This window comes from Sphingomonas glacialis, from assembly GCF_006439055.1.
GTDB classification, from domain to species: domain Bacteria; phylum Pseudomonadota; class Alphaproteobacteria; order Sphingomonadales; family Sphingomonadaceae; genus Sphingomonas; species Sphingomonas glacialis_A.
In genome coordinates, this window is record NZ_RCZC01000012.1 from 57643 (window position 1) to 71392 (window position 13750).

Below are 13750 nucleotides of genomic sequence, written 5' to 3' on the forward strand. Positions count from 1 at the left end.
AGTGTTTCCCTATTAGCGTTTCGCTACTGGGCCCCGGCCTTCGCCGGGGGTGCAGGCAGCAGGGTTCAGCGTCAGAGCTTCACCGCCCCTTGAACAGACCCCCGAGCACGCCGCGGACCAGACTGCCGACAATCCCGCCAGCGGCGCCGCGTGACGATCCGAACACCGCCTTCGAGACTTCGTTGGCGACTTGCCGCCCGACTGCCGAACTCGCCGAACGCGTGGCTGAGGTGATCGCGCGGTTCCAGGGCGAGTTGGCGGCGGCCTTGGCTTCGGCTGCGGCCTGCTGCGTGGCCAATTTGGACTGACGGTCCGCCTCGCGCTGCGCGGCGACGCGCTGGCGCTCGGCCTCCTTGGCGGCGACCGCGTCGGCCTTGGCCTGCACCGCGGCGGCCTTTTCGGCCTCGGTCTTCGCTTTCGCTTCGGCCGCAGCGGCGGCGGCTTCCTGCGCCTTGGCGCCGAGCATTTCCTCGGCCGAGTGGCGATCGACCAGCACGTCGTATTTGTTGCCGACCGGATCGGTCGAGATCATCACGCCGCGCTCGACCGGCGTCACCGGCCCGACGCGCGACGCTGGCGGCGCGATCAGCGTGCGCTGGACGGGCGAGGGGGATCCGTCGGGAAGCAGCAAGGAGACCAGCGCCTCGCCGACCTTCAGCTCGGTGATCGCGGTCTCGACATCGACGCCGGGATTGGCGCGGAAGGTCGTCGCTGCAGACTTCACCGCCGCCTGGTCGCGCGGGGTGAAGGCGCGCAGCGCGTGTTGCACGCGGTTGCCGAGTTGGCCCGCCACGGTATCGGGAATGTCGATCGGGTTCTGCGTGATGAAATAGATGCCGACGCCCTTCGATCGGATCAGCCGCACGACTTGCTCGATCTTCTCGAGCAGCGCTTTGGGCGCGGCGTCGAACAGCAGATGCGCTTCGTCGAAGAAGAAGCAGAGTTTGGGCTTGTCGGGATCGCCGACCTCGGGGAGATGCTCGAACAATTCGCTCATCAGCCACAGCAGGAAGGTCGAATAAAGCTTTGGCGACGCCATCAATTTGTCGGCGGCGAGCACGTTGACGATGCCGCGGCCCTTCTCGTCCACCCCGATGAAATCGTCGAGATCGAGCGCGGGCTCGCCGAAGAAATGCTCGCCGCCCTGGCTGCGGAGCTGGAGCAGCGCGCGCTGGATCGTGCCGATCGATTGCTTCGACACATTGCCATAGGTGGTGGTGAGCTCGTCGGCGCGCCCGGCGCAATCGACCAGCATCGCCTGCAGATCGTCCAGGTCGATCAGCAGCAGCCCGTCCTTGTCGGCGACGTGGAAGGCGATCGTCAGCACGCCTTCCTGGACTTCGTTGAGGTCCATCAAGCGCGAGAGCAGGAGCGGTCCCATCTCGGAAATGGTGGTGCGGATCGGGTGGCCCTGCTCGCCGTACAGATCCCAGAATTGCACCGGCGTATCGGCATAGGCCCAGGCCTGGTCGCCAATTTCCTTGGCGCGCGCGGCGAAGATCTCGTGATTTTTGGCGGTAGGGGAGCCGGCCATCGCGAGGCCCGAAAGATCGCCCTTCACGTCGGCGACGAAGCAGGGGACGCCCGCGCGCGAAAAGCCTTCGATGATGCCTTGGACGGTCACCGTCTTGCCGGTGCCGGTCGCGCCGGCGATCAGGCCGTGGCGGTTGGCGCGCTTGAGTTCGAGCTGCTGCGGGTTGGTGCCATCAGCGCCGGCGCCGATGAAGATGCTTGTCGTGTCGGTCATGCGGCCTCGCGAGGTTTCGGAGCAAACTATCGCGCGAAATGCGGGCCAGCGGAAGCCTTTTAGCCCCTCCCCTTCAGGGGAGGGGTTGGGGTGGGGACGTAAGGGGCACCCGGTCTCTGCGAGGCCTCCCCCACCCCCAACCCCTCCCCTGAAGGGGAGGGGCGCATTCGTTGACGTTACTTCTTGAGCTTCACGCCGATGAAGAACGCCGGCTGACGCCCGCGCACGACATACAGCGCGACCTGCGACCGGCCCGCGGCCTTCGCCTGCATCACGACCGCCCCGAGCGCCGCCGGGGTGCCGACCGGCGTACCATTGGCCGAGATGATCACGTCACCGCGCTTGAGGCCCTTGGCGCCCGCATCGCTCGACGGATCGACCGTGCCGATCACGACACCCTGCACCGACGAGTCGATGCTGAAGGTGCGCGCGATCTGCGGGGTGAGCGTTGCGACGGTCACGCCGAGCGGGTTCGAGGCCGCCTGGCCGACACCCGGCGTATCGCCGTCGTCGGACATGTCGTCGTCGGACTGGGCACTGGCCTGCGCCGCCAGCGCATCCTCGGACGGACGCGTGCCAATCGTCGCGATGATCGTCTGCGGCTTGCCCTGGCGGACGATGTCGACCGGCACGCGGGTGCCCGGCGTCACATTGGCGACGAGGTAGCTGAGCGACTGATCGGGGTTCACGTCCTTGCCGCCGACGCGCAGCACGATGTCACCGACCTTGAGGCCGGCCTTGTCGGCAGGCTGGCCGGGCTCGATGCTGCGGAGCAGCTCGCCCTTGTTCTTGGCGAGGCCGAACGAGGAAGCGAGATCGTCGTCGATCGGTTGCGGGCCGACGCCGAGATAGCCGCGCGCGATCTTGGTGCCCTTCATCAGCTTTTCGATGACCGGCTTGGCGTCGGTCGCCGGGATCGCGAAGCCGATGCCGATATTGCCGCCGCCGGTGCTGCCGAGGATCTGTGAGTTGATGCCGATCACATTGCCGTTGAGATCGAACATCGGGCCGCCCGAATTGCCCTGGTTGATCGCGGCATCGGTCTGGATGAAGCGGTCATAGGCGCCTGCGCCGGTCACGCGGTGGAGCGACGAGACGATCCCCGCGGTCACCGTGCCGCCAAGGCCGAACGGGTTGCCGATCGCGACGATCCAATCGCCGACGCGCGCCGCGTCTGAATCGCCGAACTTCACGAACGGGAGGTTCTTCGCCTCGATCTTGAGCAGCGCCAGATCCGAAGTCGGATCGCGGCCGATCAGCTTGGCGACATATTCCTTGCGGTCGGTCATCGTGACGCTGATCGAGTCGACCGTCGCGCCCTTGGCTCCCGCGGCGACCACGTGGTTGTTGGTCACGACATAGCCGTCGGGCGAAATGATAAAGCCCGAACCGAGCGAGGTCGCCTCGCGCGTGGTCGGCGTGCCGCCGCCGCCCTGGCCCTGCTGCTGGCCGAACAGGCCCTCGAACGGGGTCCCGGCGAACGGATTGGCGGGCTGCGCCTGGGTGATGTGCTGGCTGGTCGAGATGTTGACCACCGCGGGCTGCAGCCGCGCGACCAGGTCAGCAAAGCTCATCGGCGCGCCGGGCTTGGGGGCGGCGGCGGCCATGACGGCGGGTTCGTTCTGGGCGGTCTGCGCGCCTCCGGCGGATGGCAACGCAATAGCGGTGGCGGTCCCGCTCAGTAGCAGGGCGGCGGTGATGGCGTAGGCGTAGCGCACTAGGGTCGTTTCCTCTCGTCTACCAATTGGCAGCAACGCGATAGCTGTTAGCCATGGTTGCTGAACGGCGATTGAATATCAACGGCTGACGGGCCGTTACGGGGCCGTCGAATCAACGACGACCCTGGAATTCCTTCAAATAGGCGTTGTCGGGCGACAGGACCAAGCTCGTCGAGCCCTTGCCGTCCTGTGCGAAGGTGTAGCGGTACGACTGCATCGCGCGATAGAAGTCGTAGAATTCGGCATCCTTGTTGAACGCCGCCGCATAGATCTGCGCCGCCTGCGCATCGGCCTGCGCCGAGATGATCTGCGCGGTCTGCGCGCCCTGCGCCTGGATCGTCAGCGCCTGTTGATGCCGCGCGGTGCGCATCCGGTTGAGCGCGCTGTCGAACGGCGTGCCGGTCGGCAGGTCGGCATGCTTGATGCGTACATCGACGATCTGCACCCCATATTGCGACGCGAGCCGCTGCAGGCCGGCGCGGATGTTGCCCATCACCTGCGTGCGCTCGGGGCTGAGCAAGGCCGCGAACGGACGCTTGCCGAGCTCATTGCGCAGCGACGAGCTGAACAGCGGCTGGAGCTGATCCTTGACGCGCTGCTCGGTGACCGAGGTGCTGCCGGTCGAAATCACCGCCTTGAGCGGATCGACGATGCGGAAGCGCGCATAGGCATCGACCTCGAGCCGGGTCTGGTCGGTCGACAGCACGGGCTGGTTGTCGAGCTCGACGTCGAGCACGCGCTTGTCGACCCAGACGAGCCGGTCGATGAACGGCACGCGGAAGTTGATGCCGGCGCCGGTGCGGCCGAACACTTCGTTCGGGTGATATTCGTTGATCGTCGCGACCGGCTGCTGGAAGCGCAGGATCACCGCCTGGCGCGTCTCGGGGACGATCGCGACCGAGCTGGCGGCGACGATCAGCAGGAGCAGCGCGACGATGCCGAGCGTGATCGGATTGCGGAGCAAAGTGCGGCTCACTGTGCGGCTCCTCCCTGAGCTTGCGGGGCGGGCACGGCGTCGGGCAGGCGCTTGGCGATCCCGGGCAGCGGCAGATACGGCACGACGCCCGGGGCCTGGATGATCGTCTTATCGGATTTGGACAGAACCTGCTCCATCGTGTCGTAATACATGCGCTTGCGGGTCACGTCGGGCGCGAGCTTGTACTGGGCGTAGATCACGTCGAACGCCGCGGCCTCGCCCTGCGCCTTGGCGAGCACCTGCTGCGCGTAACCGCGCGCCTTGCTGATGTCGCTCTGCGCCTGTTGCTGCGCGGCCGAGACTTCCTTGAACGCGTCGGACACCTGCGCCGGTGCCTGCGCGCCGCGGATCGCGACGCCCTGGATGCGGATGCCGGCGTTATAGCCGTCGAGAATGTCCTGCATCGATTGCTGGACCTTGACCTCGATCGCGTTGCGCCCGCTGCCGATCGCGTCGTCGAGCGTCGCGGTGGCGACGGCGGCACGCATCGCGCTCATCGCGGTCGCGCGCAGCGTGTTGCGCGGTTCGGCGATCTGGAAGGCGAAGTCCTGCGGGTTCGAAATCTGCCAGCGCACCGAATAATCGAGATCGACGATGTTCTGGTCGCTCGTCAGCATCAGTTTGTCGGTTTCGGAGCCGCCATCGCCTTCATCGGGGAAGGTTTCGGTGTTGATCGCCGCGACATCGACCTTCGCCACGTCGACGAAGGGGGCGGGCAGCGTCATGCGAATGCCGGGCTCGAGCGTTTCGGAATAGCGGCCGAGAAAGGTCACCACGCCGCGCTGTTGCGGCCCGATCGAATGGAAGCTGGTGAGGACGATCCAGGCAAGGACGATCACGCCGACCGCGATCAGCCACAGGTTGGTCGCGCTCGGCGCGCCGGGGATGCGCGGACGCCCGCCACCGCCGAAACCACCCGGGCCGCTGCCGCCGCCGCGTGCGCGCTTGAGGAACTCGTCGAGCGCGCTCGGGCCAGCCGTCGTGCCGCGCGGCTTGCCGGCGGGAGGCTGCGCCCAGGGGTTGCGCGGACCGCCGCTCTTGTCGTCGTCCCCGCCGCCAGAACCGCCACCAGCGCCGCCGCTGCCCCACGGGCCCTTGCCATCGGCGGATTGGAGGGAAGGGCGTGAAAACCAGCGCGATAGGATCGTCATGGTACCTTTATAGGGGCGTGCTCCGACGAAAAACAGTGGCAAGCGTGCCCATGACGCCTATCTGGCGGCGATGACCGATCCGATTTCGCCCGATGCCGCCCTCAACGCCGCCCTCTCGCTCGTCGCCGGCACCCGCGCGACGGGCCGGATCGAGGATGCCCGCGCCAGCGTGATCGTCGATGTCAGCGGACTCGACGAAGCCGATCACGCGCCGCTCGAGGATGCGGTGCGCCGCGCCGCGACCTTGGTGGCGGGGGTCGAGACGGTGCGTGTCGCGTTGACCAGCCAGCGCCAACGCCGCGTGACGATCGCGGTCGGCAGCGGGAAGGGCGGGGTCGGCAAGTCGACCGTGTCGGCCAATCTCGCCATCGCGCTGCATCAGGCGGGGCGGCGCGTCGGGCTGGTCGATGCCGATATCTACGGGCCGTCGCAGCCGCGGCTGATGGGCGTCGCCGATCTCAAACCGACCGCGCACAACAAGGTGCTCAATCCCGTCCAGACGCCGTTCGGCGTGCCATTGCTGTCGATGGGGATGCTCGTCACCGCCGACCAGGCGATCGCGTGGCGCGGGCCGATGGCGGCGGGGGCGCTTACGCAGATGATGGACGCCAATTGGGGCGCGGCCGATACGCTGGTGATGGACCTGCCGCCGGGGACGGGCGACGTCCAGCTGACGATGATCCAGAAATACCGCCCGACCGGCGCGGTGATCGTCTCGACGCCGCAGGACCTGGCCTTGATCGACGCGCGGCGCGCTATCGACCTGTTCGTCAAGGCGGGGGTGCCGATCATCGGGCTGATCGAAAATATGGCGGGCTATGTCTGCCCTTCCTGTGGCGAAGTGTCCGATCCGTTCGGCACCGGCGGCGCGGAGGCCGCGGCGAAGGAATTGGGGCTGCCGTTCCTGGGGCGCATTCCGCTCGACATGCGGGTGCGAGTCGCCTCCGATGCGGGGCAGCCGCCGGTGACGGGGAACGGCCCTGAAGCCGTGGCGTTCAAGCAGATTGCCGGCCATGTCGCCGGCTGGATCGAAGGACACGCCTGATGCCGCTCACCAGCGATAGCGACCTGCGCACCTTGCTCGAGGAGACCCGCACGATCGCTTTGGTCGGCGCGTCGGACCGGCCCGATCGCCCATCGTACCGTGTGATGCGGACGCTGCAGGAGCATGGCTATCGCGTGATCCCGGTCAATCCGCAGATCACCGGCGAGCATCTCCACGGCGAGTTCGTATTTCGCGAGCTGTCGCAGATCGGCGACCCGATCGACATGGTCGATATCTTTCGCAATTCCGCCGCAGCGGGAGACGCGGTCGACGAAGCGATCGCGGCGGGCGCCAAGGCCGTCTGGCTGCAATTGGGCGTGGTCAACGAGGCCGCCGCGGCGCGTGCCGAGGCAGCGGGGCTCAAGGTCGTGATGGACCGCTGCCCGGCGATCGACCTGCCGCGCTTGGGTGTCGCCAAGATCGCCTGAAATCGGCCACGATTGCAGCGGAGTATCGGGTCCATGATCGTGCTGCTCCTCGCCGCGCAAGCCGCGACCCCCGCCGTGCCCGCTCCGGCGGCGCCGATTGCCTTCTCGATTCTGCAGCCGGTCGCGAACGAGCCGTGTACGCGGCGCGGCAAGGCGGTCGATCCCAACGACATCGTCGTGTGCGGCAAGCCGCTGCCGTCGCAGGCGTTGCCCTATCCCGACGAGGTCGTGCTGAACCGACCGAAACCGTCCAATCCGTATCTCACCGGGGCGGGGGCGATGGCGGTCGAGAGCAGCTCGCCGTGCGCGACGATGCAGCGCGGCTGCGCTGGCGGTGTGCAGTTCTTCGAGGGCGGCACGCAGGTGGTGCGGCTGATCCAGAAGGTGGTGTCGCCCGACAGCTGTTGCGAGCGGCCGGGCGAGGCGAAGGATTTCATGATGCTGGCCGGCGACGTCGCGCACGGGGTCGGGCGGGTGTTCAAGAAGAAGCCCGATAAGTCGGGCCGCGTCGCGATCGCGCTGGATGACACGCCGCGCGAGTCGGTGATCCTGCCGTAGCGCGGGCCGCGCGTGCGGGGCTTGGCAAAGTATCGCGCACCCACACCTGTCATCCCAGCGAAGGCCGGGATCTCATGGCTGCACGGGTGCGCTTCGCAGCACGGAGACCCCAGCTTTCGCTGGGGTGACGGGAGCATTCCGATGGCGGTTCCTTCTTCTCGCGGTCGAGAAGAAGGGGAGCCCTTCGACGGGCGTAGGCCGAACGCGAAAGCGCTGTACGCACCCTTACCCCAGGATATGCATCCACAACGGCTGTCCGACCAGGCTCTGCGACCCGCGCAACCGCTCGAGCGCCTGCGCTACGCTGCGCTCGGGGCCTTCGTGCGTGACGATCGCGACCAGCACCGATCCGTCGGCATGCGCGCCGCGCTGCATCAGGCTCTCGATCGAGACGCCCGCATCGCGCATCGCCGCGGCGATTTCGGCGAGCACGCCGACGCGATCGGCGACCGTGAAGCGGACATAGGCGCGGCCGCGGCGCTCACCGGCATCGGCCGGGCCCTGCGCGGTCAAAGCATCGGCGGGCATCGCGAAGGCGGGGCCGAATTCGCCGCGCGCGATGTCGATCAGATCAGCGACGACTGCCGAAGCCGTCGGTCCGTCGCCGGCGCCGGCGCCCTGGAACAGCAGCCGCCCGACGAAATTGCCCTCGGCGACCACGGCATTGGTCGCGCCGGTGACGTGCGCGAGCGGATGGCTGACCGGCACGAGATGCGGATGAACGCGCTGGAACAGCCCGCCGGGGCCAGCCTCGGCAAGCCCGAGCAGCCGCACGCGATACCCAAGCGCCGCCGCCTCGGCGATGTCGGCGGCGAGGACGTGGCGGATGCCGGCGGCAGCGACGTCACCGAATGCCGGCTGCGTGCCGAAGGCGAGGCTCGCGAGCAGCGACAATTTGTGTGCCGCATCGACGCCGTCGATGTCGAAGCTCGGATCGGATTCGGCGAAGCCCAGCGCCTGCGCCTCGGCCAACACGTCGGCGAAATCGCGGCCCTCGGCCTCCATCTTCGACAGGATGAAATTGCAGGTGCCGTTGAGGATGCCGTAGACGCGCTCGATCTCGTTGGCGGCGGCGCCTTCGCGCAATCCCTTGATCACCGGCACGCCGCCCGCGACCGCCGCTTCGAACTTGAGCGCGACGCCGGCCGTCTCCGCGGCGCGCGCAAGCTCGAGCCCGTGATGCGCCAGCATCGCCTTGTTCGCGGTGACGAAGCTCTTGCCCGCGGCGAGCGTGGTGCGCGCGAGCGTGAGCGCAGGGCCATCCGATCCGCCGACCAGCTCGACCACCACATCGACGTCGGCCTGCGCGAGCGCCGTCGTGTCATCGACCCACTCGAAGCGCGTCATGTCGACGCCGCGATCCTTGCTGCGATCGCGCGCCGAAACCGCGACGATCTCGATCGGCCGCCCCGCACGCCGCGCGATCAGCGCGCCGTTGGTATCAAGCAAGCGGATCACGCCGCCGCCGACAGTGCCGAGCCCGGCCAGGGCGATGCGGAGGGGTTTGGTCATAGCGTTCACACCTTCGTCACCCCGGACTCGTTCCGGGGTCCACCGATCAGCCCAGCGCTCGGGATGGAGCGCGCGCACCGATCGCCGACTGCGCTAGCGGAGGAGTGGACCCCGGAACAAGTCCGGGGTGGCATACTATTTCTTGACCAAGCCGATCTCGACCAGCCGCTCATGCAGATAGTCATGTGCGCTGATCGGCGTCGGATAGCGGTTGGGCCGCTCTGCCGTGATCGTCGAGGGCAGCGTCTCGATCAGGAAGTCGGGCGCGGGATGCAGGAAGAACGGCATCGAATACCGCGAATGCCCGCGCCGCTCGGGCGCCGGGTTGACGACGCGGTGCGTGGTCGAGGGTAGGACATGGTTGGTGAGGCGCTGGAGCATGTCGCCGACATTGACGACCATCGCGCCCGTGGGCGGCTTGATCGGCAGCCATGCGCCTTCCTTGGTCAGCAGCTGCAGCCCGGCCTCCTCGGCGCCGAGTAGCAGCGTGATCAAATTGATGTCCTCATGCGCCCCGGCGCGGACTTCGGCCGCATCGGCGGGGACGGGCGGATAGTGCAGCAGGCGGAGCACCGAATTGCCGTCCTTAACCGCGTGATCGAACCAGTCCGGCGCGAGCCCGAGATGCCGCGCGATCGCCGACAGCAGCCGGTCGCCCGCGAGGTCGAGCGCGGCGAACAGCTCGATGAAGGTTTCGCGGAAGCCCTCGGGCTGGTCGGGCCAGATGTTGGGCGCCATCTGCGCCTCGAAGCGATGGCCCTTCGCCAGCTCGCGCCCGACGTGCCAGAATTCCTTGAGATCGACATGCGTCGCGCCCTTGGCGATCTCGGTCTTGAACGGCGTATAGCCGCGCGCACCGCCGCCGCCCGCGCTGAAATAGCTGCGCTTGGTGTCCTCTGGCAGCGCGAAGAACGCTTCGGTCATCGCCCAGGCGCGAGCGATCAGAGCGGCCGGAACGCCGTGGTCGGACACCACCGCAAAGCCGAAGCGCTCGAACGATTCGCCCAGCGCCGCGGCAAAGGCGACGGGATCGGCCGCCTCGTCGGCAAGCGACAGCGGCGGGACTTCGGCGGTGGGGGTGTCAAACATGATACGCGTCCGTGATACTGGCAAAGCGCGAAGATAGCGCCGATTTGGCGCCACGTCAGCCCCGCGGGGATAAGCGAGGCGCTGTCGCATGCCGTGGATCGGGGGGCGGCGACTATCGGTAAGGTTCGCAGGCGATCCCATCACCGTCGCCGTCCATTCCCTGGCGATAGCCGGGCTCGCCGGCATAGATCGGCGCAGTGCCCGCGGCTCGGGCATCGTTGCAACCGCCCCAGACGTCGCCCGGTTGCGGTGCGCGGGCACGCACCAACTCCGCCCGTACCGCAACAGGTTTCACGACAGTGCCGATCTTGGCACGACCATCTTCGCTGAAGGCGAGCGAGCCCGCTCCGACGATCCCGCCGAGTATCGCAGCGGCGCCCAGGAATTTGAACGCCGCTGTTTGATCGCTGCTTTGCTGCTGATCCCGGTAATGGTTGCGCCGGTTCAGAGGGGCGGCACGAAATGGTTTGTTGGACCGCATGACAAGACCATCGCGGATAACAGTGAACGAGTGGTTTCAACCAAGTCGCGATATCGTACTCAATGCCGCCTTTATTCTTGCCCGGATCGGATGTGCGCGTCGGTTGTGTTCAATATAAAGCGACCCGCTTCGTCACATCATCCGATCGTGATGACCCCATCCGCCTTGCTGGCTCCGGCGGGCTTTAGGTCGAGCAGGAACGGTTGGCCCTCATCGGTCTTGCCGATAAGGCCCGACCCGTGGGGCTGGACCTTGAAATCGGCGGCGGTCAATTTTGCTGAGAACCAGTCGCGCACGGTTTCCGCGGCGGCTGGGCTTGAGAAGGTCACCCGGACGCGACCGTCTCGTGCATTGTCGGGGCGATCCTGCGCATCGATGTGCATCGCGCCGATCGTCGATCCGGGATACAGTTTCACGCCGTTCATCTCGAAGTCTGACGCATCGAGCTGAAGCTTGGGGAGCTTCACCTTGCCCTTGAAGAAGGGCGTGTCGATCATCGCTTCGCCATTGCCGTCGAGGCTGCCCGCGGCATTGCCGTCGGAGGAATTGATCGAGATCGAGGTGCCACCGCTGCCACCATCGCAGGCGGTCAGTGCAAGCAATGCCGTGGCGCATAGGAAGGGGCGAAGCATGGCGGGCCTTTCGTGTATCGCTTTAGTAATACACTAGGCCCGCCAGCCAATCCGTCAAGTCCGGCGCGTTACGACGCCAGGTTCTCCATCACCTTCTTGTGGAGCCAGACGTTCATCGTCGCGCTGTCGTTGGTGTCGCCGGTGTAGCCGAGCTCATGCGCGAGCGAGGTGCGGTTTTCGCGGCTCGGGTCGAGATCGAGCACCTTCATCAGATCGACGATCGAGGTCTGCCAGTTGAGCGGCTGGCCCTTTTCGGCGGCTTTCTGCGTCAGCACCGCGTTGACGTCGATCTTTTCGGCTGGCGCTGCTGGAGCAGGCGCGGGGGCTGCAACCGGGGCGGGCGCGGGCGTAGCCGGCGCCTGCGGTGCGGCGGGCGCCGTCTGAGCCGGGGTCGGTGCCGGTGCTGCCTTATGACCCCAGATCGCGTCCTTGATCATGCCGAAAATGCTCATCGTCTCGTTCCTCTCGCGTTGAACCTCGATAATGCGCCGCCAACGTGTCCGTTCCGCGACGATTGCGGCACCGTGCCGACCAACTGCGCGCTTTGCGGGGTGACCCGCGCGGCCGACTCGGGCATTGCGCGCGGCATGTCTGCTTCCCCGCAACGCCCGATGATGGACTCGCCCCCGCTGCGACTGGTCGAGTTCGTCCCCCTGATCGCCTCGTTGATCGCGCTTGCGTCGCTCGGCATCGATACGATGCTGCCTGCCCAGCCCGACATCGCGCGCCGGCTCCGCGTCGATGCGATCGTCGATGCGCCGCTGATCATCACGGTGTTCGTGATCGGGCTCGGGATCGGGCAGCTGATCCACGGGCCGCTGACCGATCGCTATGGGCGGCGCCCGGTGCTGATCGTCGGGCTGGTCCTGTTCATCATCGGCAATCTCTGCGCGGGGCTGGCGAACAGCTTTACCCTGCTGCTGACGGTGCGTTTCCTCAGCGGGCTCGCGATTGCCGCGAGCCGCGTGGTGACGATCGCGCTGATCCGCGATTGCTTCTCGGGCCGCGCGATGGCGCAGGTGACGAGCCTCGCCTTCATGGTGTTCATGGCGGTGCCGATCGTCGCGCCGAGCATCGGGCAGGCGATCCTGTTGATTGGATCGTGGCGGCTGATCTTCGAGGTGATCGCGGGGGGCGCCTTGCTGTGCCTGATCTGGTTCGTGTTGCGCATGCCCGAGACGCTGCGCCCCGAGAACAAATCGCCGTTGTCGATCAAGACGACGCTGGCGGGCTGGCGGCAGACGCTGTCGGACCGCTATTCGGTTGGCTACACGATCGCCGCGCTGATCGCGCAGGGGGCGATCTTCGGCTATCTCGGGTCGATCCAGCCGATCATGGAGCGCGTGTTCCACCGTCCCGAGTGGCTCGGCGCAGTGTTCGCGGCGTCGGCGGGCACGATGGCGGTCGCCAATCTGCTCAATTCGCGGATCGTCATGACGCTCGGCATGCGGCGTATTTCGCAGACGGCGTTGGTGGTGATGATCCTCTCGTCGGGCACGGGGGTCGCGGTTGGCTGGTTCGGCGACGAGCCGCTGCTCGTCTTCGTCGTGCTGCAGGCGATCACGATGGCGTGCTTCGGCCTCGCCACGTCGAACATGTCGGCGATGGCGATGGAGAATATGGGGTCGATCGCCGGCGTCGCGTCGAGCGTGCAGGGATTCTTCGGCATCACGATGGGCGCGATCGTCGGCTGGGCGATCGGTCGGAGCTTCGATGGGACGACCGTGCCGCTCCATCTGGGCTTTCTGGTGGCGGGCATATCGGGTATCGTGATCGCAGCGATCGTCGAGCGCGGGCGGTTATTTCGCCCCAGTTGACGCTGTTTACTTGGCATGGCCGGAACCGTTTCGCGTCCGCACGGTTCGCTGATGGAACGATCCCGCATCCTGCGGGGGCGTCGGGAGAGCGAAGATGAGCATCGGTGGACATCAGGTGCCCGGCGAGGGCACGGGCGACGACGGTTTCGACGAAGAGGGCTATGACGAGAGCCAGCGCGCGGAAATTCTCGAAGTGACGCGCGATGGGCCGAGCGACGGCACGCTGCTGACCGATATCAGCCCGGATATCGCGTCGAACGACGATGACGACGACGACGATCTCGAGATGGAAGACGACGAGATCGGCGAGGAAGACGACGACGCCGACGAGAGCGAAAACGATGAGGACGAAGACGACGTCCAGGACGAGCTCGACGACGACACCGCGGACGATGACGAATTGAGCGACCGCGACGACGCCGCGCTGCGGCCATAAGGCTGCGCCGCGGACGGGGCGCCTGGCGTTTTCGTCCGCGGCCGGTCCGCTCGCGCGGGCCGGTGGGGCACCCGGCGTTTGGCACGCTTCGCCGTGTCGTATCGGGTGGGCAGGAACAGGCCGACGGACGTGACGTTGACCAACACGCTTCATCCTGTTC

At 67.0% G+C, this 13750-nt stretch carries 14 protein-coding genes; 5 read left to right on the top strand and 9 right to left on the bottom strand.

Annotated features, from left to right (window positions below):
• Window positions 1-79: 79 nt before the first annotated feature.
• From EAH76_RS22920 to hflK, 4 genes are all read right to left on the bottom strand, one after another.
• Window positions 80-1747, bottom strand: coding sequence for a helicase HerA-like domain-containing protein (locus EAH76_RS22920; protein ID WP_140852585.1), 1668 nt, complete (start codon window positions 1745-1747; stop codon window positions 80-82).
• Window positions 1748-1923: 176 nt separating this feature from the next.
• On the bottom strand, window positions 1924-3465 hold the full coding sequence (locus tag EAH76_RS22930) for a Do family serine endopeptidase (protein ID WP_140852587.1): 1542 nt from the start codon (window positions 3463-3465) through the stop codon (window positions 1924-1926).
• Between the two features lie 112 nt (window positions 3466-3577).
• Window positions 3578-4441 (bottom strand): protease modulator HflC, encoded by an 864-nt coding sequence (gene hflC / locus EAH76_RS22935; RefSeq protein ID WP_140852588.1) that lies wholly within the window; start codon window positions 4439-4441, stop codon window positions 3578-3580.
• Window positions 4438-5592: a protease modulator HflK gene (gene hflK / locus EAH76_RS22940; RefSeq protein ID WP_140852589.1), complete on the bottom strand. Its 1155-nt coding sequence runs from the start codon at window positions 5590-5592 to the stop codon at window positions 4438-4440. Before hflK ends, hflC begins: the two co-directional genes overlap by 4 nt.
• Before the next feature lie 70 nt (window positions 5593-5662).
• On the opposite strand from hflK, the gene EAH76_RS22945 reads away from it, so the two are divergent.
• Genes EAH76_RS22945 through EAH76_RS22955 form a run of 3 tightly spaced genes read left to right on the top strand, consistent with a single transcriptional unit; the run spans window position 5663 to window position 7623 of the window.
• The gene (locus tag EAH76_RS22945; protein ID WP_140852590.1) at window positions 5663-6637 is read left to right on the top strand and encodes an Mrp/NBP35 family ATP-binding protein; all 975 of its coding nucleotides are present in this window, start codon (window positions 5663-5665) and stop codon (window positions 6635-6637) included.
• On the top strand, window positions 6637-7065 hold the full coding sequence (locus EAH76_RS22950) for a CoA-binding protein (protein ID WP_140852591.1): 429 nt from the start codon (window positions 6637-6639) through the stop codon (window positions 7063-7065). Before EAH76_RS22945 ends, EAH76_RS22950 begins: the two co-directional genes overlap by 1 nt.
• 33 nt (window positions 7066-7098) lie before the next feature.
• A complete protein-coding gene (locus tag EAH76_RS22955) occupies window positions 7099-7623 on the top strand; it encodes a hypothetical protein (RefSeq protein WP_140852592.1) in 525 nt (174 codons plus the stop codon).
• 225 nt (window positions 7624-7848) lie between these two features.
• On the opposite strand, the gene EAH76_RS22960 is transcribed toward EAH76_RS22955, so the two are convergent.
• From EAH76_RS22960 to EAH76_RS22980, 5 genes are all read right to left on the bottom strand, one after another.
• A complete protein-coding gene (locus tag EAH76_RS22960) occupies window positions 7849-9135 on the bottom strand; it encodes a homoserine dehydrogenase (RefSeq protein WP_140852593.1) in 1287 nt (428 codons plus the stop codon).
• A 135-nt stretch (window positions 9136-9270) separates the two neighbouring features.
• Window positions 9271-10224, bottom strand: coding sequence for an isopenicillin N synthase family dioxygenase (locus EAH76_RS22965; RefSeq protein WP_140852594.1), 954 nt, complete (start codon window positions 10222-10224; stop codon window positions 9271-9273).
• A 112-nt stretch (window positions 10225-10336) separates the two neighbouring features.
• Entirely contained in the window at window positions 10337-10705 is a 369-nt protein-coding gene (locus EAH76_RS22970) for an excalibur calcium-binding domain-containing protein (RefSeq protein ID WP_140852595.1), read from the bottom strand.
• 137 nt (window positions 10706-10842) lie between these two features.
• Window positions 10843-11337: a hypothetical protein gene (locus EAH76_RS22975; RefSeq protein WP_140852596.1), complete on the bottom strand. Its 495-nt coding sequence runs from the start codon at window positions 11335-11337 to the stop codon at window positions 10843-10845.
• Window positions 11338-11405: 68 nt separating this feature from the next.
• Window positions 11406-11789, bottom strand: a complete 384-nt coding sequence (locus EAH76_RS22980; RefSeq protein ID WP_140852597.1) for a DUF3597 domain-containing protein — start codon at window positions 11787-11789, stop codon at window positions 11406-11408.
• Between the two features lie 18 nt (window positions 11790-11807).
• On the opposite strand from EAH76_RS22980, the gene EAH76_RS22985 reads away from it, so the two are divergent.
• Window positions 11808-13154 carry a multidrug effflux MFS transporter gene (locus EAH76_RS22985; RefSeq protein WP_347233121.1) on the top strand — a complete coding sequence of 449 codons (1347 nt, stop codon included), beginning with the start codon at window positions 11808-11810 and terminating at the stop codon, window positions 13152-13154.
• A gap of 94 nt (window positions 13155-13248) precedes the next feature.
• Entirely contained in the window at window positions 13249-13590 is a 342-nt protein-coding gene (locus EAH76_RS22990) for a DNA primase (RefSeq protein WP_194151066.1), read from the top strand.
• Window positions 13591-13750: the final 160 nt, after the last annotated feature.

Excerpts from the sequence above, each read along its gene's own strand:
- EAH76_RS22955 (WP_140852592.1), top strand. The coding sequence starts at position 7,099 with ATGATCGTGCTGCTCCTCGCCGCGCAAGCCGCGACCCCCGCCGTGCCC.
- EAH76_RS22920 (WP_140852585.1), bottom strand. The coding sequence starts at position 1,747 with ATGACCGACACGACAAGCATCTTCATCGGCGCCGGCGCTGATGGCACC.
- EAH76_RS22990 (WP_194151066.1), top strand. The coding sequence starts at position 13,249 with ATGAGCATCGGTGGACATCAGGTGCCCGGCGAGGGCACGGGCGACGAC.
- EAH76_RS22980 (WP_140852597.1), bottom strand. The coding sequence starts at position 11,789 with ATGAGCATTTTCGGCATGATCAAGGACGCGATCTGGGGTCATAAGGCA.
- EAH76_RS22970 (WP_140852595.1), bottom strand. The coding sequence starts at position 10,705 with ATGCGGTCCAACAAACCATTTCGTGCCGCCCCTCTGAACCGGCGCAAC.
- EAH76_RS22960 (WP_140852593.1), bottom strand. The coding sequence starts at position 9,135 with ATGACCAAACCCCTCCGCATCGCCCTGGCCGGGCTCGGCACTGTCGGC.
- EAH76_RS22975 (WP_140852596.1), bottom strand. The coding sequence starts at position 11,337 with ATGCTTCGCCCCTTCCTATGCGCCACGGCATTGCTTGCACTGACCGCC.
- EAH76_RS22950 (WP_140852591.1), top strand. The coding sequence starts at position 6,637 with ATGCCGCTCACCAGCGATAGCGACCTGCGCACCTTGCTCGAGGAGACC.
- EAH76_RS22965 (WP_140852594.1), bottom strand. The coding sequence starts at position 10,224 with ATGTTTGACACCCCCACCGCCGAAGTCCCGCCGCTGTCGCTTGCCGAC.
- EAH76_RS22945 (WP_140852590.1), top strand. The coding sequence starts at position 5,663 with ATGACCGATCCGATTTCGCCCGATGCCGCCCTCAACGCCGCCCTCTCG.
- hflK (WP_140852589.1), bottom strand. The coding sequence starts at position 5,592 with ATGACGATCCTATCGCGCTGGTTTTCACGCCCTTCCCTCCAATCCGCC.